Origin of the sequence: Urbifossiella limnaea (assembly GCF_007747215.1) — a bacterium.
GTDB lineage: Bacteria > Planctomycetota > Planctomycetia > Gemmatales > Gemmataceae > Urbifossiella > Urbifossiella limnaea.
Window position 1 is genome coordinate 4,534,282 of sequence record NZ_CP036273.1, and the last position, 18,412, is coordinate 4,552,693.

Annotated in this window: 20 protein-coding genes; 15 read left to right on the forward strand and 5 right to left on the reverse strand. The window is 70.6% G+C overall.

Annotated elements, in window-relative coordinates:
- The first annotated feature begins 292 nt into the window (after window positions 1–292).
- The 7 genes from ETAA1_RS18655 (at window position 293) to ETAA1_RS18685 (ending at window position 7,576) form a co-directional block, all read left to right on the forward strand.
- Window positions 293–1,657 (forward strand): transposase, encoded by a 1,365-nt coding sequence (locus ETAA1_RS18655; protein ID WP_145241094.1) that lies wholly within the window; start codon window positions 293–295, stop codon window positions 1,655–1,657.
- 380 nt (window positions 1,658–2,037) lie between these two features.
- Window positions 2,038–3,165 carry a sialate O-acetylesterase gene (locus ETAA1_RS18660; RefSeq protein WP_202920231.1) on the forward strand — a complete coding sequence of 376 codons (1,128 nt, stop codon included), beginning with the start codon at window positions 2,038–2,040 and terminating at the stop codon, window positions 3,163–3,165.
- A 204-nt stretch (window positions 3,166–3,369) separates the two neighbouring features.
- Window positions 3,370–3,762, forward strand: a complete 393-nt coding sequence (locus ETAA1_RS18665) for a hypothetical protein (RefSeq protein WP_202920232.1) — start codon at window positions 3,370–3,372, stop codon at window positions 3,760–3,762.
- A gap of 477 nt (window positions 3,763–4,239) precedes the next feature.
- Window positions 4,240–4,449: a hypothetical protein gene (locus tag ETAA1_RS18670; protein ID WP_145241098.1), complete on the forward strand. Its 210-nt coding sequence runs from the start codon at window positions 4,240–4,242 to the stop codon at window positions 4,447–4,449.
- Window positions 4,450–4,725: 276 nt separating this feature from the next.
- On the forward strand, window positions 4,726–4,938 hold the full coding sequence (locus ETAA1_RS18675; RefSeq protein WP_145241100.1) for a hypothetical protein: 213 nt from the start codon (window positions 4,726–4,728) through the stop codon (window positions 4,936–4,938).
- Between the two features lie 306 nt (window positions 4,939–5,244).
- The gene (locus ETAA1_RS18680) at window positions 5,245–5,619 is read left to right on the forward strand and encodes a hypothetical protein (RefSeq protein WP_145241102.1); all 375 of its coding nucleotides are present in this window, start codon (window positions 5,245–5,247) and stop codon (window positions 5,617–5,619) included.
- Window positions 5,620–6,181: 562 nt separating this feature from the next.
- On the forward strand, window positions 6,182–7,576 hold the full coding sequence (locus ETAA1_RS18685; RefSeq protein ID WP_145233609.1) for a transposase: 1,395 nt from the start codon (window positions 6,182–6,184) through the stop codon (window positions 7,574–7,576).
- Window positions 7,577–7,652: 76 nt separating this feature from the next.
- On the opposite strand, the gene ETAA1_RS18690 is transcribed toward ETAA1_RS18685, so the two are convergent.
- Window positions 7,653–8,717, reverse strand: coding sequence for an IS110 family RNA-guided transposase (locus tag ETAA1_RS18690; protein ID WP_145241104.1), 1,065 nt, complete (start codon window positions 8,715–8,717; stop codon window positions 7,653–7,655).
- Between the two features lie 117 nt (window positions 8,718–8,834).
- Here ETAA1_RS18690 and ETAA1_RS18695 point away from each other — a divergent pair, with 117 nt between their 5' ends.
- Window positions 8,835–9,554: a VIT1/CCC1 transporter family protein gene (locus ETAA1_RS18695; RefSeq protein WP_145241106.1), complete on the forward strand. Its 720-nt coding sequence runs from the start codon at window positions 8,835–8,837 to the stop codon at window positions 9,552–9,554.
- On the forward strand, window positions 9,526–10,929 hold the full coding sequence (gene tnpC / locus ETAA1_RS18700) for an IS66 family transposase (RefSeq protein ID WP_145241108.1): 1,404 nt from the start codon (window positions 9,526–9,528) through the stop codon (window positions 10,927–10,929). The genes ETAA1_RS18695 and tnpC overlap by 29 nt, the downstream gene beginning before the upstream one ends.
- Here the strand turns inward: tnpC and ETAA1_RS18705 are convergent.
- The 3 genes from ETAA1_RS18705 to ETAA1_RS18710 form a co-directional block, all read right to left on the reverse strand.
- Window positions 10,924–11,157, reverse strand: a complete 234-nt coding sequence (locus tag ETAA1_RS18705; protein ID WP_145241110.1) for a hypothetical protein — start codon at window positions 11,155–11,157, stop codon at window positions 10,924–10,926. The genes tnpC and ETAA1_RS18705 overlap by 6 nt on opposite strands.
- Before the next feature lie 19 nt (window positions 11,158–11,176).
- Window positions 11,177–11,641 carry a hypothetical protein gene (locus tag ETAA1_RS32120; RefSeq protein WP_202920234.1) on the reverse strand — a complete coding sequence of 155 codons (465 nt, stop codon included), beginning with the start codon at window positions 11,639–11,641 and terminating at the stop codon, window positions 11,177–11,179.
- Between the two features lie 559 nt (window positions 11,642–12,200).
- A complete protein-coding gene (locus ETAA1_RS18710) occupies window positions 12,201–13,265 on the reverse strand; it encodes an IS110 family RNA-guided transposase (RefSeq protein ID WP_145241112.1) in 1,065 nt (354 codons plus the stop codon).
- Window positions 13,266–13,355: 90 nt separating this feature from the next.
- Between ETAA1_RS18710 and ETAA1_RS18715 the strand changes: the two genes are divergently transcribed.
- The gene (locus tag ETAA1_RS18715) at window positions 13,356–13,850 is read left to right on the forward strand and encodes a hypothetical protein (protein ID WP_145241114.1); all 495 of its coding nucleotides are present in this window, start codon (window positions 13,356–13,358) and stop codon (window positions 13,848–13,850) included.
- 179 nt (window positions 13,851–14,029) lie between these two features.
- Here the strand turns inward: ETAA1_RS18715 and ETAA1_RS18720 are convergent, their stop codons facing one another.
- Complete coding sequence (locus ETAA1_RS18720) at window positions 14,030–14,317, reverse strand: hypothetical protein (RefSeq protein WP_145241116.1); 288 nt, start codon at window positions 14,315–14,317, stop codon at window positions 14,030–14,032.
- Between the two features lie 64 nt (window positions 14,318–14,381).
- On the opposite strand from ETAA1_RS18720, the gene ETAA1_RS32125 reads away from it, so the two are divergent.
- From ETAA1_RS32125 to ETAA1_RS18740, 5 genes are all read left to right on the forward strand, one after another.
- Entirely contained in the window at window positions 14,382–14,549 is a 168-nt protein-coding gene (locus ETAA1_RS32125; protein WP_202920235.1) for a hypothetical protein, read from the forward strand.
- Window positions 14,549–15,208, forward strand: coding sequence for a phospholipase D-like domain-containing protein (locus ETAA1_RS18725; RefSeq protein WP_145241118.1), 660 nt, complete (start codon window positions 14,549–14,551; stop codon window positions 15,206–15,208). Before ETAA1_RS32125 ends, ETAA1_RS18725 begins: the two co-directional genes overlap by 1 nt.
- On the forward strand, window positions 15,171–15,575 hold the full coding sequence (locus ETAA1_RS18730; protein ID WP_145241120.1) for a hypothetical protein: 405 nt from the start codon (window positions 15,171–15,173) through the stop codon (window positions 15,573–15,575). Before ETAA1_RS18725 ends, ETAA1_RS18730 begins: the two co-directional genes overlap by 38 nt.
- A gap of 888 nt (window positions 15,576–16,463) precedes the next feature.
- On the forward strand, window positions 16,464–16,748 hold the full coding sequence (locus tag ETAA1_RS18735; protein WP_145241122.1) for a GlsB/YeaQ/YmgE family stress response membrane protein: 285 nt from the start codon (window positions 16,464–16,466) through the stop codon (window positions 16,746–16,748).
- 93 nt (window positions 16,749–16,841) lie between these two features.
- Window positions 16,842–18,323 carry an alpha-amylase gene (locus tag ETAA1_RS18740; protein WP_145241124.1) on the forward strand — a complete coding sequence of 494 codons (1,482 nt, stop codon included), beginning with the start codon at window positions 16,842–16,844 and terminating at the stop codon, window positions 18,321–18,323.
- The last annotated feature ends 89 nt before the right edge of the window (window positions 18,324–18,412 follow it).

Genomic DNA, 18,412 nt, shown 5'->3' on the forward strand with positions numbered 1-18,412 from the left:
GCGAGCTGTCCGCGGGCTACGTGTTCAAGTGCGTCCGGTGGCAGGGGGCGACCCGCGGCTCGGACACCGTCGGCGGGCGGCTGGTGCTGTGGGAGCTCGCCCCAGGCGGGGTCTTCGTCGCCCACCCCGCGGCCGACCCCCGGGCGGACTCGCCCGCGTACCTCCTCGCCGTGGTCGAGACGCCCGTCCCGTCGGGCGGGATGCGGCGGTGGTGGCATCCCTGTGTACATCCGGTAGCCAAGCGTAACCTGTTGGTGGCCAACGCAATTCTGCCACCCACGGATGGACGGCCATGCTCCTCGGCGAGGTGTTCGACCGGTTCGCGGCCGAGTCCCCGGTCAGCGTCATGGCCCGGGCGGCGTTCGAGCACGCCCTCCCGGCCGACGCCGTGGACGCCCTGTTCGCGGAACACGCCGAGCGGCAGTACACCCGGGAGTTGCTGTTCTCCCAGCTCGTCGACCTGATGGGGCTCGTCGTCTGCCGGGTGCAGCCGTCCCTCAACGCCGCCATCCGCAAGCGGGCCGCCGACCTCGGGGTGACCCGCAAGGCGGTCTACGCCAAGGTCGCCCGGATGGAGCCCGGCCTCGGGGCGGCCCTCGTCCGGCACACCGCGGCCCGCCTCGGCCCGGTGGTCGCGGCCCTGGGGCCGACCGCGGCCGCGTCGGTCCCGGGGTTCCGGGTGCGGGTGGTCGACGGGAGCCACCTGCCGGGGACCGACCACCGCCTCCGCCCGCTCCGCCGGACCCGGGCCGGGGCACTCCCGGGGCAGGCCGTGGTCCTGTTCGAGCCGGCGACCGGGTTGGTGATCGACGCGATCCCGTGCGAGGACGGCCACGCCCAGGAGCGGTCCCTCACCCCGGCCATCCTCGGGTGGGCCGCGCCCGCCACGGTCTGGGTCGGGGACCGGAACTTCTGCACCACCCGGCTGCTCGCCGGGACCGCGGGCCGGGGCGGGTGCTTCGTCGTCCGCCAGCACGGCCTCACCCTGACCGAGCTCGGCACGGGGGAGCGGGTGGCCCGCGGCCGGACCGGCACGGGGGCCGTGTTCGAGGAGGCGGTCCGGGTGTCGGACGGGGCCGGCGGGGAGGTGGCGGTCCGGCGGGTGACGGTGGTGCTCGACGCCCCGACCCGGGACGGGGACCGCGAGATCCGCGTCCTGACCAACCTGCCGGCGGCCGTACCGGCGACCCGGGTGGCGGAACTGTACCGGGGCCGGTGGTCGGTCGAGGCCGCGTTCGGCGAGTTGGCGGCGGCCCTCCACGGCGAGGTCGCCGGCCTGGGCTACCCGCGTGCCGCGCTGTTCGCGTTCGCCGTCGCCCTGTGCGCGTACAACGTGCTGGCCGTCATCAAGGCGAGCATCCGGGCGGCCCACGGGGCGGCGGCCGAGCCCGGGGTGTCCGGGTATCACGTGGCCAATGAAGTCGCCGGGGCCAGCCGGGGGCTACTGATCGCCATCCCCGCGGCCGAGTGGGCGGTGTTCGCCCGGGTGTCGGCCGCCGGGATGGCGAAGGTGCTGATCGCGTTGGGACGGCAGGTGCGGGTGGCGGAGTTCGTGACCAGCCCTCGGGGGCCGAAGAAACCTCGGACGCGGCGGGAGAGTGCGGCCGGCACCGGGCACGTCGCTACGGCCCGGTTGCTCAAGGCCCAGAAGTCGTAACGGTCATGTACACAGGGATGGGCGGTGGTGGGCATGCCCCGCGTGCGGGCGGCGGGCGGACGCGCTGTTCCTCACGCCTGGCCGCGACCACCTCGCCTGCCGCGTCTGCTGCCGGCTGGCATACCGTTGCCAGTACGCCCCGGGCCCGGTCGCCCGCCGGAAGGAACGCCCGGGGCTGTGGTCGGAGCGGCGCGTGCAGCGGTGGGAGTGGAGCCCGGCCGCCCGGCGAACGATCAAGGTCGCCGACCGCACGGTGCGGCGACGGCTTTGAGGACGAAATGTGCTTGACCGGGGTGGGACACGAACCGAGACTGGGCCGAGGCTGACAACGGCCCCCGCACACACCGGCATCTGAGACATCTCAGCCGACAGGATCTCGCATGAGCCGCCCGCGCAGTATCACCCCCCTGTTCGCCGCGCCCGCGGCGGCACTGGCGGCACTGGTCGTCATGGTGACGACCACGACTGCAATGCAGCCCAATACCGCGATTCCGCGGCCGGACGGCAAGCCCGCGGACATGACCAAGCCCGTCCAGGTCTTCATCCTGCTCGGGCAGTCCAACATGGTCGGGCTCGGCAAGGTGAAAGGCGGCGAGATCTCCCTGGAGCACGCGGTCAAGGTGAAGAAGAAGTACCAGCACCTCGTGGACGACGGGGGAAGCTGGCTGGCGCGGAAGGATGTCCGCTTCGTGCAGTACATGTCCGGCAAGGGGCCGCTGAAGAACGACTGGCTGACCGTCGGGGGTGGAACCATGGGACCGGAATTCGGGATCGGTCATCCGCTCGGCAACGCGACCGACGCCCCCGTGATGCTCCTCAAGTGCTGCATCGGCAACCGGGCCCTCGGCTGGGACCTCCTCCCGCCGGGTAGCGAGCGCTACGCGTTTACCACCAAGGACAAGGCGGGGGTGGAGAAGAAGCTGGTCTACGCCGGCTACAAGGACAAGCCGGAGTTCTGGGAGATGGACCCGGCCAAGGGCCTGAAAACCGAACCCGCCCCGTGGGTGGACAAGAACGGCAAGGCGATCGACTGGTACGCCGGCAAGCAGTGGGACTACGACATCGGCGACGCCAGGAAGGCGCTGGCCGACCTCGAGAAGCACTACCCGGGGGCCAAAGGCTACGAGGTCGCCGGCTTCTTCTTCTGGCAGGGCGAGCGGGACGCCGGCAACGCCGGTCACGCCGCGCGGTACGAGAAGAACCTCGTGCACTTCATCAAGACGCTGCGTGCGGAATTCAAAGCCCCCGACGCCAAGTTCGTGCTGGCCACGATGGGCGAATCGGTCAAGGGCGGCACCGGCCCCGGGGCCGACGTACTCAACGCCCAACTCGCCGTGGACGGTGCCTCGGGTAAGTACTCCGAGTTCAAAGGCAACGTGGCCACCATCTACACGCACCCGATGGCGCAAGGCGGCAGCGGGAACGGCCACTACGGCGGCAAGGCCGAGGTGTACATGGATGTCGGCGAAGCCATGGGCCGGGCCATGGTGGGCCTGTTGAAGAAGTAGCCCCGAACCCCGGAGCCCCGCGGGGCCGGCCGGCGGCTGTTCCATCGCATCGGCTTTCCGGTCAGCGCGGCGATCCCCGCGAACACGAGCATGAGTGTGACCGGGGCGAGGAGCGGCACCGCGACCGCCGCCACGAACGCCACCGCACCCGTCGGGCGCCGATCGGCTATAACAGCGGCCGGATATCCCTCTCGGAGGACTGCGGTGAAGGCAGTAACAAGCGTGGCGCTGGCGAGCGCCCTGGTCGTCCTGGTCGGCGGGGCGCGCGCCCAGGAGAAGGCCGGCGACCCGACCGGCACCTGGACATGGACGGTCGAGCGCGGCGGTGAGAAGCGGGACGTGACGCTGAAGTTGGCGGCCGCGGGCGGGAAGCTCACCGGCACCGTGTCCACCGGCAAGGGCGACGAGACGAAGATCGAGGACGGCACGTTCAAGGACGGGGAAGTCGGCTTCGCCATCACCCGGGAGCGGAACGGCGAGAAGTTCACGAGCAAGTACACCGGCAAGCTGGCCGGGAACACGATCAAGGGCAATTACCAGACGACGGTCGGCGGCAAGGAGCAGAAGCGCGACTGGGAGGCCAAGCGCGCGAAGTGAGTGCGCGACGGCACGACACGCGAACGCGCCCCGGCGAGTTGTAGCTCGCCGGGGCGCGTCTGTTTCTGTCGTGGGTGCGGGAGCCGTCTCGCGGAGGTAGGAGGTAACGGAGAAAATGGAGGTATCTCCAGCCCGGACTCGCGGGGCGTCACCGATGATTGTGGCCGACTCCCGAGTGCCCACCCGGCCGGGCAGTGGTGGCCACTCGTCGAGCTCTGCGGGGTTACTTTGACCGGCGCTGGTCACGGTAATCCCGGCGCCGTCCGCGATGGCCTGCCGAGCCCCCACGGAAGACGCGGGTTGGGGTGGCCGGTTGCGATCACCCCGCCGGCGCGTTACCTTGACCGGCGCCCGGGTCGGGCGCATTCGCATTGACCGGTGGGTCACGACGAACGCGCAGCACCGGTCAAATGAAACACTGGTTCGGCGGCGGAGGCTCGCGCCGGCGGCATGTGCCGGCAGACGCGGAGGCGTACGGTGCATAGGTTCACGTTCGACTCGCCGTACACCTTCGGCGACCAAGTGGAGTACACTGCCCCGCACGCCTCGGGCCGAGGCCGAGTGCTGGACATCGTGCTGTGCGAGGACCGCAGGGTGTATTACATCGTGCAGCCGGACGACGGGGACGCGGACGGCGGCATCTTCCCTGAACACATGCGGCCGGCCGAGGGCGGACCGCAATCGTGACGGCACCCGGTGGCCCCAGACGCCGAACCCGTAGCTGCAGCAGACCGCGGCCTCATAAGCGGTTCGTGACCACAGCAGCCACGGGCCGCGGCTGCTGAGCTTCATGTTCGGCCACCGAAGGGCACCCGAGGGGTAGACGTGTTGCCGCAGGACGCAAGTACGGCCGCGGTCGCTGCGATGCGTGTCTTGTCAGACCGGCACGACCTGAGGCGTCGGGCCGAGGCGTCGTGTCGCGAGTCCCTCCGGGCTGCAGCCGCGGAGGGCGATCTGAACGGCTTGGCCGAAGAGCACGTGCAGGCGGTGTTTGAGCGGTCCGCGCTGGTGTTCGACCACGGCGAGCTGAGTCACCCATTCGTCGAGACGCGGCTCGGGCTCTACGTCCCCGACCCGGCGGGCGGGTGGTTCCGGGGGCTGCGGCCGGTCGGCCACTACCGGCTCATCACGCGGCTCGACGGCACGGACGAGGACGACTATCTCGTGCTTGACTAGTGGCGGCAGGCCGAACCCCACGCTGCAGCAGACCGCGGGGGCATAAGCGATTCGTGACCGTAGCTCACCCGGCCCCCGCGGCTGCTGAGCTTTTTGTTCGGCGGCGGGGAGCGTTTGCAGTGGAGCGCATTAGATGCGCGGAGCGCCGAGGGACCGGCCCAGGAACTGGTCCGGCACTCCAAAGACCCGCCGCCCGACGCGAGTCACACCTGGGAGCCGCTTGTGGCTCCTCTCGCGGCGCGGTCTAATCCAGCCGGCTGCTCCCGTGTCGTGCGAGTTCATTCCTCCTCCTGTCAGGTCCGTCCCATGAAGTGGCTGGCCCTCCTCCTCTCCGCGTCGATGATCTCCGCGGGCTGCAAGCGGAAGGAACCCGCCGCCCCGCCCGCCGCCGTCCCACCCGCCCCTGGTCAACCTGCCGCCGTCGGAGGGGCTTCTCAGGTCAAAAAGGCCATCAGCCGGGAGGAGGGCGAGCGGAAATACAACCGCATGGACGAGGTGCTGCCAGTGCGGACGCCGCTGGCCGAGGTGGTGCGGTACTTCGGGCAGGAGCCGGACCGGTGGGAGGGGGCGGGAGCCAACCGGAAGGCGATCTGGGTCCTGGACGACGGGTCGGAGATTGCCATCGAGTTCGACGATGGCTTGTCCGGGAGCGATTCGGCTACGTTCAAGAACAAGCGGTAGCGGAGTACAAGCGAGCTGCGAAGGGGACGGCGCGACAGCAGAGGCTGGGGCCGAACCCGTCGCTGCAGCAGACCGCCAGCTCATTGGCGATTCCAACCGGGCTCGTGTACCCGGCAGGTGACAGGCGGCTCGGCGGCTGCTGAGCTTTATGACTATGAAGCCGCGGTCCTGTCAACTCAAGCGGGCCGGGTTTTCCAGGGTGTTTTGCTCGCCCCACGGCTGACCCGCGGTCAGCGCGTTCCGTCGAGGCAAGCACCACCCCATCCCCGCCGGCCGCGGGGCTCGTCACGTCAGGCGGTCGGGGGTCGCCGTCGGGTCGCACTCGACTATTCGGGCTGCGGTCCGGGTCGCGCCCGGGCGCCGAGGGACCGGCCCACTAACTGGTATCCGCCGCGCCGCCCATTCGTTCGGCCACCACTCCGGCGGCAGAGCCGCCTTCGGGTACACAAAGCTGCGGGCTGGCACGACTGGGTCCCGTTGGCCAGGCCATTCACGGTGACGCATCCCGGTCGTAAGCCGTCCGCTGGCAGGGACTTGGCCAAGCCAGGGAGAGGGCGCGCCCATGCTGTTCGGTGGGGTCTTCGAGCGGTTCCTAGAGGAGAGCCCGCTCAGCGTGATGTCCCGGGCGACCATCGAGCACGCCCTCTCGGCCTCGGCCCTCGACGCGCTGTTCGACCGGACCGCCGAGCGCGGGTACACCCGGGAGTTGCTGTTCTCCACGACGGTCGATCTGATGACCCTGGTGGTCGGCGGCAAGGCCCTCCACGTCCAGGCCGCCTACCGGCACCTGCGGGACCGCGTCCCGGTCACCCTCAAGTGCGTCTACGACAAGCTCCGGAACATCGAGACGGGCGTGTCCGCGGGGCTGGTCGCGCACGTGTCGGGCCGGTGCGAGGGGCTGATCACCGCGCTGGGCGGGGGGTGCAAGAGCCTGCTGCCGGGCTACCGGGTGCGGGTCCTCGACGGCAACCACCTGGCCGCCACCCAGCGGCGGCTGGGCGTCACCCGGGGGCACACCGCCGGCCCCTTGCCCGGGCAGAGTTTGGTCGTGCTCGACCCGGCCCTGATGCTGGTCACCGACATCGTCCCGTGCGAGGACGCCCACACCCAGGAGCGGGCGCTGATCGACCAGATTGTGCCGCTGGTGCGGGAGCGGGACGTGTGGGTCGCGGACCGCAACTTCTGCACGGCGGAGTTCCTGTGTGAGGTGGCCGCCCGGCGGGCCTACGTCGTCATCCGACGCCACGGGAACCTGAGCGTCGAGGCCGAAGCCGGGTACGGGGCCGAGGTCGCGACGGACCGGGGCTGGGTGGGCGAGCGGCGGGTCTGGGTCTGCTGGGGTGGGGCGCGGTTGGTGCGCCTGCGGCAGGTGCGGGTGCGGCTGCGGGCGCCGACCGCGGACGGGGACGCGGAGGTGGAGATCCTGACCAACCTGCCGGCGAAGGTGCCGGCCAAGAAGGTGGCCGAGATCTACCTCAAGCGGTGGAAGATCGAGGGGGCCTTCCACGAGTTGACAGTCGCCTTGAACTGTGAGGTGAACACCCTGGGGTACCCCAGGGCCGCGCTGTTCGGGTTCTGCGTGGCGGTGGCCGCGTACAACGTGCTGGCCGTACTGAAGGCGGCCCTGCGGGCGGTGCATGGTGAGAAGAAGGTGCAGGAGGAGGTGTCGGGGTATTACCTGGCGCTGGAGTGGGCGATGGTGTACGCGGGGATGATGATCGCCCTGCCCGCGTCGGAATGGGAGGCGTTCGGTCCGATGCCCAGCCCGGAGTTGGCCGGCCACCTCCGCGAGTGGGCGGGCAAGGTCGACCTTGGGAGGATCAAGAAAGCGCCGCCCCGGAAGCCGACGAGGACGGCGACCCGACGGATCAAGGACAAGAGCCCACATGTTTCCACGGCCCGGTTGCTCGACGAGGGGAAGAAGACCCGTCAGGCGAAAGTCAGCCGGAATCCGTGAGTCTCACACCGTGAATGGCCTGGTCCCGTTGGCTCTACCCCACCATCACGGGCGAGGTCTCACACCGACGCCGCCGTCAGGCGGCCGTCGCGGCCGGTGCCGGGTCGGGGTCGGCCCGCCACGGCTGGTTGTCCCGGAGCATGGCCCAGCACCGGACCAGCACCCGCCGCGCGAGGGCGACGACCGCCTGCTTCCGCCGCGCCTTGCCGCGACTCAGCCGGTCGAACACCGCCCGCGCCCACCGGTTGTACCGGAGCATGCACCACGCGCACTGCACCAGCAGCTTCCGCAGCACCGCCGGCCCTCGCTTGGTGATCCGGCCGCGGCGGTCGTCCTCGCCCGACTGGAACTGCCGCGGGACGAGCCCGCCGTACGCCCCGACCTGCCGGCCGTTCCGGAACCGCGTCGGGTCGTCGAGGTGGGCCACCACCGCCTCGGCCGTCCGCGGCCCCAGACCCGGCACCGTGTCGAGCAGCCGGACGCGGGCGTCGGCCTTCCCGATCGTGTCCAGCTTGGCCTCGGCGACCGCGACCAGCTCGTCGGCCTGGCGGTAGGCCGTCAGGGCCAGGTCGAGGAGCCCCCGCCACAGGTCGTCCGGCTCGCACTCGGCCAGCGGCCGGGCGAACTGGGCGATGCCCGCGAGCCCGGCGGCGGTCCACGCCTTGGCCCCGCGCGGGGCCGGCAGACCCTGGCCGACGAGCACCGCCCGGATGCGGTTCTGGGCGGCGACCCGCTGGGCCACCAGCGCCTGCCGGTGGGCGATCAAGGCCCGCCACTCCCGCACCCGCTTGGCCGGGACGACGACCGTGGGGAGCTGGCCGAGCGCCTCCAGTTGGGCGAGGCGGAGGGCGTCGTCCCGGTCGGACTTCCGCTTGGTGTGCTTGTACTTCCACGCCTCGGCCGCGGTGTTCGCCACCTTGCACGGGATGCCGAGCTCGCCGCACAGGTCGGACACCCACCCGGCGAGGGTACACGCCTCGATGACGACCACCGCCGGGCCGGTGGCGCGGATGAGCCGCTCGACCTCGGCCCGGGAGGTGGTGATCGTGCGGAACTCGGCGGCGGCCGTCACCTTGTCGTAGGTGCAGGACACGCACTTGTACTTCCCCAGGTCGATGGCGAGAATCGTGGTGCCGGTCATGATGCGCTCCTCGGGGTGAAGGGGGCGACTACCCCCACGATACACCGCGGCTTGCATCAGTTCTTTCGTTCGGCGGCGGCGGCAGACCACCATTGCTCGTGGGTATCGTGAGACCATATGCCACACAGCGAGCGACACCGAACGGAACGCATTGGTTGGTTGCGTGCGGCCGTCATGGGTGCGAACGACGGCATCGTATCGACGGCGAGTCTCATCTTGGGCGTAGCAGCTGCACAGGCGACCAACCAAGGCATCTTGGTCGCTGGGGTAGCCGGATTGGTCGCCGGAGCGATGTCGATGGCGGCTGGTGAATACGTCTCGGTCAGTTCTCAGGCTGATACCGAACAGGCCGACCTCGCCCGCGAACGCCAGGAACTCGCGGCCGATCCATCGGGCGAACTTGCAGAACTGACGGCGATCTACGTCAGGCGCGGCCTCGATCCGTCGCTTGCGAACCAGGTCGCCGAGCAACTCACGGCCCATGGCGCATTGGCCGCCCATTCCCGTGACGAACTCGGCACTTCCGAGTTGCTCGTTGCGAGGCCCATCCAAGCGGCACTCGCCTCGGCAGGGACATTCGCGGTTGGCGCGGCGCTACCCTTATTGGCGGTGGTGATTGCTCCTGGTGTGTATCTCATTCCCCTGGTCGCCGGAGCCTCAATAATATTCCTCGCGACTCTGGGCGGTCTTGCAGCGTTCGTCGGCGGCGCGAGCGCGACGAGAGGGGCAATCCGAGTCACGTTTTGGGGTAACCGTTCACAGGCCGGGGTAGCCTCGGAGCGCCCTTTGGGTTACTCTTCCGCTCGGCATGGATGCACCCCCGCCTGTTTCGGCTGACGTTCTGGCCGCGCTGCCGGCCGAAGTCCTGGCCCTGATCCAGTGGCAGGCCCGGCAGATCGCCCAACTCCAGCGCGAAGTCGCGGAGTTGAAGGCCCGACTCGACAAGGACTCCACCAACTCCTCGCTGCCACCCTCGTCGGCTCACCCACACGCCAAACCGGTCGTGCCCAAGCCCAGGTCCAAGCGGCGTCGCGGCGGGCAGCCCGGGCACGACAAGCACGAACGGGCGTTGATCCCCGTCGACGACTGCCAGGCCGTCATCCCGTGCGTGCCGACGGCGTGCCGCAAGTGCGGTCGGGCGCTCGCCGGCACCGACCCGGAGCCGGTCCGCCACCAGGTCTGGGAACTCCCCGAGATCGAGCCGGTCGTCACCGAGTACCGGCGGCACCGGCTCGTCTGCGCGTGCGGCGTCTCCACCTGCGGCGCTTTGCCGATGGGCGTGCCCACGGGTCAGGCGGGGCCGCGGCTCATCGCGTTCGCCGGCGTCTTGATGGCCTGCTTCCGCCAGTCGAAACGCCGGGCCGCCCAGTTCCTGGGTACGATCCTCAACCAACCCGCCAGCGCCGGCTGGATGGTCCTGCTGCAGGGCCGGTGTGCCGAGGCGGTGCAACCGGCCTACGACGACCTCGCCGCGAGGCTGCCCGCACAACCCGTGCTCCACATCGACGAGTCACCGACCAAGGAAGGCCCGTCGAAGGGATGGGTCTGGACCTTCGTGGCCGACACGTTCACGTTCTTTGCCTGCCGCACCAGCCGCGGGGCCGAGGTACTCGACGACCTCCTCGGCGCGGACTACGCGGGCACCATCCACTGCGACCGGGCGAAAATGTACTGGCGGTTCGGCCGGCTGCAGTGGTGCTGGGCCCACTTGAAGCGCGACTTCCAGGCCCTGATCGGCGACCCGTGCCACACCAAGAAGCGGCTCGGCCACGACCTGATGCGACCGACGAAGGAACTATTCGCCCTCTGGAAACGGGTGCGCGACGGAACGCTGAGTCGTGCCGAGTTCCGACGCCGCATGCACCCGATCCGCGACACCGTGGAGGTGCTCTTGCTGCGCGGTTGGTGCAACGCACTGACGCACGGCGTCTGCCGGGAACTGTGGGAGCACCGCGCGCGCCTCTGGACCTTCGTGGACGTGGCCGGCGTGGAGCCGACCAACAACGCGGCCGAGCGGGCGCTGCGGCACGCGGTCATCTGGCGGAAGCTCTCCTTCGGCACGCAGTCGGCGGCCGGTAGCCGGTTCGTCGAGCGGCTGCTGTCGGTCATCGAGACCTGCCGCCGCCAGCGCCGCAACGCCTTCGCCTGGCTGACCGAAGTGGTGCGGGCGCACGTTCGGCGTGAAGCTGGGCCGTCGCTGTTGGCGTCATGACATCCAGCCCCCCTGCGTCACGTACTTCTCCCACCAGTCGGGCGGCAACGGGTTCTCCTCGTGCATGGCCATATGGCCATTGTCTTGTTGGCAGCGAATGAAGCAGCTCCTTCGCTTGGGGTGGACGTAGAAGACCACATTGCCCTCGCAGACCGGACAACGCATCGCCTTCAGCTCCTCCTCCGAGCAGCCCGAACCTAGGGCGTGTCGGATCTCTTCGTGCGTCACGTTTCGTCCTCCGCTGCTGCTATCTTGGGATCGGGAGCCGCACGGCAGTGCCGTCGGGCGCGATCAAGACGCTGCTCTTCTGCTTGGTTAGTTTCAAGTCAGGGTTGGTGAAGACGGCCATGTCGCTGTCCGGGCCGACGCTGAATCGTAGCTCGCCGGAAGGGTGCGTGTGAGCGATCACCCGATCGGCATCTACGACGACGACTCCGTCCCTTCCACCGAGGCGGAGCCAGCGCTGGTTCCCGATTCGGATGAGCGCAACTTCCCGGCCAGTCGCGACAGTCAGTTCGCCCATCAGTTGCGCTGAGGCCGAACCAGGGGGCATGAGAACGTCGCCCTTTTGCAATGCCGTAATCAGCTCCCGATGCGTGATGTCGAGTTGGAAACGCTCCGCGTAAGTGTAGTCGGCAATACTCTTGGGATCGCGAAGTGTGCCGAGCCGTGAACCATTACCGTTTTGGGGAGCACTCGCGATGGCTCTCACTGCCGGTGTCGGAGCCCTATTCGGGACGGTCGCGTGATTTGTTGGTGTCCGTGTGAGTAGACGACCCAAGCTCAAGACGCCGAACCCTACGCTGCAGCTGACTCGGCCCGCCTCAGCGCATCTGTGACATCGAGCTGTCACGGGCGGGCCGGGCAGCTGAGCTTTTTGACTATGAAGCCGCGGTCCTGTCAACTCAAGCGGGCCGGTTTTTCCAGGGTGTTTTTGCCTTTCCGGTCGCTGACCCGCGGTTGAGGGTCGAGCGAGGCAAACACTACCCCGTCCCCGCCGGCCGCGGGGGCTCTCCACGTCAGTTGGTCGGGGGTCGCCGTCGGGTCGCACTCGACTATTCGGGCTGCGGTCCGGGTCGCGCCGGGGCGCCGAGGGACCGGCCCAGTAACTGGTATCCGCCGCGCCGCCCATTCGTTCGGCCACCACTCCGGCGGGTCACCCCGCCTCGGGTACACAAAGCTGCGGGCTGGCGCGACTGGGTCCCGTTGGCTCTCCCCCCACCATCACGGGCGAGGTCTCACGTCACGTCCGAGGGCTCACGCCGCCGCCGTCAGGCGGCCGTCGCGGCCGGTGCCGGGTCGGGGTCGGCCCGCCACGGCTGGTTGTCCCGGAGCATGGCCCAGCACCGGACCAGCACCCGCCGCGCGAGGGCGACGACCGCCTGCTTCCGCCGCGCCTTGCCGCGACTCAGCCGGTCGAACACCGCCCGCGCCCACCGGTTGTACCGGAGCATGCACCACGCGCACTGCACCAGCAGCTTCCGCAGCACCGCCGGCCCTCGCTTGGTGATCCGGCCGCGGCGGTCGTCCTCGCCCGACTGGAACTGCCGCGGGACGAGCCCGCCGTACGCCCCGACCTGCCGGCCGTTCCGGAACCGCGTCGGGTCGTCGAGGTGGGCCACCACCGCCTCGGCCGTCCGCGGCCCCAGACCCGGCACCGTGTCGAGCAGCCGGACGCGGGCGTCGGCCTTCCCGATCGTGTCCAGCTTGGCCTCGGCGACCGCGACCAGCTCGTCGGCCTGGCGGTAGGCCGTCAGGGCCAGGTCGAGGAGCCCCCGCCACAGGTCGTCCGGCTCGCACTCGGCCAGCGGCCGGGCGAACTGGGCGATGCCCGCGAGCCCGGCGGCGGTCCACGCCTTCGCCCCGCGCGGGGCCGGCAGCCCCTGGCCGACGAGGACCGCCCGGATGCGGTTCTGGGCCGCCACCCGCTGGGTGACCAGCGCCTGCCGGTGGGCGATCAGCGCCCGCCACTCCCGCACCCGCTTGGCCGGGACGACGACCGTGGGGAGCTGGCCGAGCGCCTCCAGCTGGGCCAGCCGGAGGGCGTCGTCCCGGTCCGTCTTGCGCTTCGTGTGCTTGTACTTCCACGCCTCGGCCGCGGTGTTGGCGACCTTCACCGGGACGCCGAGCTCGCCGCACAGGTCGGACACCCACCCGGCGAGGGTACACGCCTCGATCACGACGACCGACGGGCTCGTGCCCCGGATGAGCCGCTCGACCTCGGCCCGGCTGGTCGTGATGGTGCGGAACTCGGCGGCGGCCGTCACCCGGTCGTAGGTGCACGACACGCACTTGTACTTCCCCAGGTCGATGGCGAGAATCGTGGTGCCGGTCATGATGCGCTCCTCGGGGTGAAGGGGGCGACTACCCCCACGGTACACCGCGGCTTGCATCAGTTCTTTCGGCCACCGGAGGGCTCACCTGGAGTGGACGAGGCGTTCGCAACGGAACTGGATGCCATCCCGTGGCTGAGCAACATCGGCCAGCCAGTCACAGCGGTGATGCCGTGGCCAGTCATCCCAGTGACTTCCTGGGGCGAGGCGTTCGCATGCTTCGATGACGACTGGGAGGCTCTGAAGGGCGCGGCGCGGGATCGGCTGACGACGTTCATGCGCGACCGTCGCAACCGCGGGATACGTGACTTTGACTGGAACGAGATGGTGCGGGCGATCAAAGCCCGGGTCCTGACCCGGCTGGACGAGACTGTGTGGCGGCCGTTCGGTGAGCGGCACGGATTGACGCCGGTGTTTGCCGACCTGGTCGCTAGCGACGTTCGGTTAGCGGCCTTAGAGTACGAGACGCGACGCATTGCGGGACGGCCGGAGTTCTTCCGACTGCTGCTCCAGGTTTACCGTGCCGGGCACTTTCCGTGCGGGTGGTGCGCGGGCACGTGGCCGGACGGGACGCTCGTGATCTACTGACCGGCCGTTCCAGGAACTTCCGGTGGCGATGGGGGTGCCGGAGGGGCGAGTTGACGGCCTGGGTGCGTCGTGGTGAGGGGTGCGGCGCGCACCGTCCCCGGCGTCCCGATGGGAGACGTGTCGAAGCGTCGCGTTGCCGGCGTCCTGGAGCGATCACCTCCCTTCCCGAGCCCTCGCCCCTACGCGGAGGTCGAGGGCACGTCCACGCCCGGCGACGGCTCGACCTCCGGCGGCGCGACCCGCGTCACCTCGAAGCCCAGCTCCTTCGCCCGGCGGAGCAGCTGCTTCTCCTGCCGCTCGCGGACCTGCTCGGCGTACGCCGCCTCCTCCCGCCTCATGTACGCCACCCCGTACCGCATCAGGTTGTAGATGTTCCGCGCCAGCTTGTGCGCCGTCGCCGTCACCGCCTTCACGCCGCCGTCAAGCGGCCGTCTCGGCAGGTGCCCCGGCGGCGGGGGACCATACACATGGGGTCGCCCCGCCTGTCTGACACGGGTGGGCGGGGCATCCCGCTCCGCGGGAGCCGCCGGCATGAAGAACAAGTACGGGTTCGCCACGTTCCGCCCCGGGGTCACCTACCCGGCCGCCGGCGCGAAGGGCACCGCCGGACCGACCCGCGCGACCGGCGCCGCCCGGCCGCCGCGCAAGCGGGCCGGCGGGAAGCCGAAGGCCGCCGGCGGCGGGTACGGGGGGAGCTGATGTTCCGCCCCCTCCCGCCGCCGTTCGCCCGCGCGAAACCCCCCGCCGACGCCGCGGACGGCACCGCCGCCGGGGGCGGCACCGACGCCCCGTTCGTCTCGCCCCACGTCGCGGCGAACCTGGCGCGCCGGCAGGCGATGTTCGACCGGGCCACCCTGGACGCCGCCCACGTCCCCGCCCCCGGCGAGGCCGTCCACCTGCTCCTCGACGGCCGCTACGACCTCATGCACCTGGTCGCCGCCCTCGCCGGGCGGGTCGGCCCCGTCGGCCACCTCCGCATCGCCACCCTGAGCCTCAACAAGCGGAACCTCGCCGAGATCGCCCGCCTCGCCGACGCCGGCACCGTCGCCCGGGTGTCGCTCGTCTGCTCCTACTACTTCACCACCGCCGACACCGCCGTGTGGGCCGCCGTCCGCGCCGCGTTCGCCGCCCGCGGGTGGCGGGCCGCCGCCCCCCGGTGCCACGCCAAGGTGGTGACCCTCGACGGCCCCGCCCACCGGCTCAGCCTGGAGGGGTCGGCTAACCTCAGAAGCAACCGGAACTTCGAGCAGCTTCTGGTCTGCCACGACCCCGGCCTGCACGACTGGCACGCACGTTGGATCGACGCCGCCATCGACCGCCATGAAAACGACCAAAGCCGAGATGGAGCGGCGGGTTGAGTTCGTCCTCCGGCTCCGCCTCCAGGGGGCCGAGTCGTGGGACATCCACCCGCTCGTGAACGCCGACGGCGACCCGTGGCCGGACGGCCACGGGCCGGCGTGGGGGGTCAGCATCGAGACCGTTCGGCGGTATCTCCGGCTCGCCGACGCGCGGCTGGCCGAGATCGCCGACCGGCGGCGGGAGGAGTTCGTCAAAAGCCACCTCGCCCAGCGGCGGGTGCTGTACTCCCGGGCCGTGCAGCAAGCGGTCGCCGCGGAATCCGCGCGGGCCGGCCCCGTAGCCCGTATGGGGCCGGCGTCGCATCGGGAGGCTACACGCCCCGACGGGGCCGGTGGCCCGCCCGCGGCCGTGCCCGGTGGGGTTTGACGTAGGCTTCGGAGTGGTTGGAGCGGTGAGCCGGGCGCAGCAGGCGGCATTCCCTGACCCATCCTCTTGTAGATGGGCAGCGGGGCGGCCCGGACGCGGGCGGGGGCTGCTGACCGGCTTGCTCGACCGCGATGACTACTGACCCGAGTTTTGGGGCACCCCCACAGGGGGATGGGTTGGTAGACCAGGGCGTATGCCGCGTTCCGGGATCAATCACCCGGCCGTTGCCTGGGAAAACCCGCGCGCTCGCATCGGGCGGCGGGAACTCGGTTTCGTCGGTCGCGGCCTCCCCCGGGGTCCCGGCCGGGGTCGGCTGCGGGCCGGCTCTCGCCGCCCACTCGGCATTCCGTTTTGGGTCGGGGGTACGTCCGCCGAGGCTCGCAACCCGGGCGGCCAGCTGCGGGGCTGAGCCCGCGCCCCCGGGGTGGTGTCCGCAGGACGGACACCACCCCAGGGCCACCGGGACGTGGCCGCCAACGCCCGGATGACCCAGGAGTACCGGCTACACGTTCGAGCCCGCCAGCACGTGCCGAACACCGGGAAGCCGCGCACCTCCAGCCATTAGCGAAAAGGAAAGCTATCATCGCGAGCCCAGTCGCGGCGGAGTTCGCGGAAGCGGTCGCGGATCGCCATGCCGCAGATCCAGGCGGCAGGAGTTGCCTGGCCGTGATGATGCTCGTGGCACGTGGCAACGGCTGCCACCGAAGCGGCCGTGCGACGACCTCAGCTCCTGGACTTCAACCGCTTCGAGTACGTCGGCACGCCGGCGGGGATGACGCTGCTCGCCGGCACCGTGTCGTACCCGGCCGGGTAGCGTCTGGCATGCGACGTGCATTCCGAGTGTGCACGGCCTCCAGGTCGGACACCCACCACGAAGTAGGAACTTCCATGCTGTCGCTGCTGAGCTGGCTCGTCGTCGGTCTGATCGTCGGCTTCGTCGCCCGCGCCCTCGTCCCCGGGCGGCAGAAGATCGGCGTGCCCCTGACCATCGGCATCGGCATCGCCGGCGCCATGCTCGGCGGGCTAATCTCCCTCGCCATCTGGCCGACGTGGGCCGACCAGCCCGACGTGAACCGCATGTGGCCGGGCTGGCTGATGTCGGTCGTCGGGGCGGTCATCGTCCTCGCCGGCTACCTCGCCGCGACCAACCAGCGGGACGTCGTCCGCAGCTAACCCCCCGACCCGCCGGCGTTCTCCTCTCCACCCCACCCCGAGGCCGGGCGCCCCGGGGTGGGTTCGTTTTCCCCCCACCCGATGCGAACCCCGATGCCCGAACACAACGCCGTGATGATGCAGGCCTTCCACTGGTACTCCCCGGACGACGGCACGTTCTGGGACCAGCTGGCGGCGCGGGCCGGGGAGTTCGCCGCCGCCGGGATCGACGCCGTGTGGCTGCCGCCGGCGTCGAAGGGGGCTAACGGGACTGCCGACGTGGGCTACGGCGTCTACGACCTGTACGACCTCGGCGAGTTCGACCAGAAGGGCACGGTCCGCACGAAGTACGGCACGAAGACGCAGTACCTCGCGGTGGTGAAAGCGATCCAGGCAGCCGGGGTGCGGGTGTACGCGGACATCGTGCTCAACCACCGCCTCGGGGCCGACGCCTTCGAGCCCGTCCGCGCCACGCCGTTCCCCGCGGACGACCGCCGCACCCCGAAGGGCGAGCCGCGCGAAGTCCGCGCCGCCACGTCGTTCACCTTCCCCGGCCGGGCCGGGGCGCACTCCGCGTTCGCCTGGAACTGGACGCACTTCGACGGCAGCGACTACGACCACAACCAGCCCGACGACCGTTCCACGGTGTACCTGTTCGACGGCAAGCAGTGGGACGACCGGGTGTCGCTGGAGTTCGGCAGCTTCGCGTTCCTGATGGGGGCCGACCTCGACTTCGAGTCGCCGGAGGTGAACGACGAGCTGACCCGGTGGGGCCGGTGGTTCCTGGACACCACCGGCGTGGACGGGTTCCGCTTCGATGCGGTGAAGCACATCTCGGCGCCGGTGTTCCCGGCGTGGCTGGAGCACATGCGGGCGCACGCCGGCAAGGACCTGTTCACGGTCGCCGAGTACTGGTCGGGAAACGTCGGCGAGCTGCACGGGTTCCTGGACGAGGCGGGGCCGCTGTTCACCGCGTTCGACGTGCCGCTGCACTACAACTTCCACGCGGCGAGCCGGGCCGGCGGGAACTACGACATGCGCCGGCTGTTCGACGGGTCGCTGGTGAAGGACCGGCCGCTCCAGGCGGTGACGTTCGTCACGAACCACGACTCGCAGCCGCTGCAGGCGCTGGAGTCGGTGGTGGAGCCGTGGTTCGTGCCGCTGGCCTACGCCTGCATCCTCCTGCGCCGCGACGGCTACCCGTGCCTGTTCCTGCCGGACCTCGACGGCGCCGCGTACGAGGACGTGGGCCGCGACGGGAACCGGCACCGGGTGGTGATGCCGTCACACCGGGTGCTGTTGGACGTGTTCCTGCGGGCGCGGAAGGGGTACGGCCACGGCGAGCAGGTGGACTACTTCGACCACTGGAACCGCATCGGGTGGGTGCGGCTGGGGACGGCCGAGCACCCGAAGGCGATGGCGGTGCTGCTGAGCGACGGGCCGGCGGGGACGAAGTGGATGGGGACGAACCGGCCGGAGGGGACGACGTTCCGCGACCTCACGGGGCACGTCGCGGACGCGGTGGCGGTGAACGCCGACGGGTTCGGCGAGTTCCGGTGCGACGGCGGGTCGGTGTCGGTGTGGGTGGAGGAGTGAGGCGGTCTCTCGCGGCCGGACCACCGGGGGAGCCGGCGGGCGCAGCTCGTCCACCTCGCCGCCGACGGGTGGCCGGGGCGGCATCGCCA

Coding starts and splice junctions, on each gene's coding strand:
- ETAA1_RS18655 (WP_145241094.1), top strand. CDS start 293: ATGCTCCTCGGCGAGGTGTTCGACCGGTTCGCGGCCGAGTCCCCGGTC.
- ETAA1_RS18660 (WP_202920231.1), top strand. CDS start 2,038: ATGAGCCGCCCGCGCAGTATCACCCCCCTGTTCGCCGCGCCCGCGGCG.
- ETAA1_RS18680 (WP_145241102.1), top strand. CDS start 5,245: ATGAAGTGGCTGGCCCTCCTCCTCTCCGCGTCGATGATCTCCGCGGGC.
- ETAA1_RS18685 (WP_145233609.1), top strand. CDS start 6,182: ATGCTGTTCGGTGGGGTCTTCGAGCGGTTCCTAGAGGAGAGCCCGCTC.
- ETAA1_RS18690 (WP_145241104.1), bottom strand. CDS start 8,717: ATGACCGGCACCACGATTCTCGCCATCGACCTGGGGAAGTACAAGTGC.
- ETAA1_RS18695 (WP_145241106.1), top strand. CDS start 8,835: ATGCCACACAGCGAGCGACACCGAACGGAACGCATTGGTTGGTTGCGT.
- tnpC (WP_145241108.1), top strand. CDS start 9,526: ATGGATGCACCCCCGCCTGTTTCGGCTGACGTTCTGGCCGCGCTGCCG.
- ETAA1_RS18710 (WP_145241112.1), bottom strand. CDS start 13,265: ATGACCGGCACCACGATTCTCGCCATCGACCTGGGGAAGTACAAGTGC.
- ETAA1_RS32125 (WP_202920235.1), top strand. CDS start 14,382: ATGAAGAACAAGTACGGGTTCGCCACGTTCCGCCCCGGGGTCACCTAC.
- ETAA1_RS18725 (WP_145241118.1), top strand. CDS start 14,549: ATGTTCCGCCCCCTCCCGCCGCCGTTCGCCCGCGCGAAACCCCCCGCC.
- ETAA1_RS18730 (WP_145241120.1), top strand. CDS start 15,171: ATGAAAACGACCAAAGCCGAGATGGAGCGGCGGGTTGAGTTCGTCCTC.
- ETAA1_RS18735 (WP_145241122.1), top strand. CDS start 16,464: ATGCTGTCGCTGCTGAGCTGGCTCGTCGTCGGTCTGATCGTCGGCTTC.
- ETAA1_RS18740 (WP_145241124.1), top strand. CDS start 16,842: ATGCCCGAACACAACGCCGTGATGATGCAGGCCTTCCACTGGTACTCC.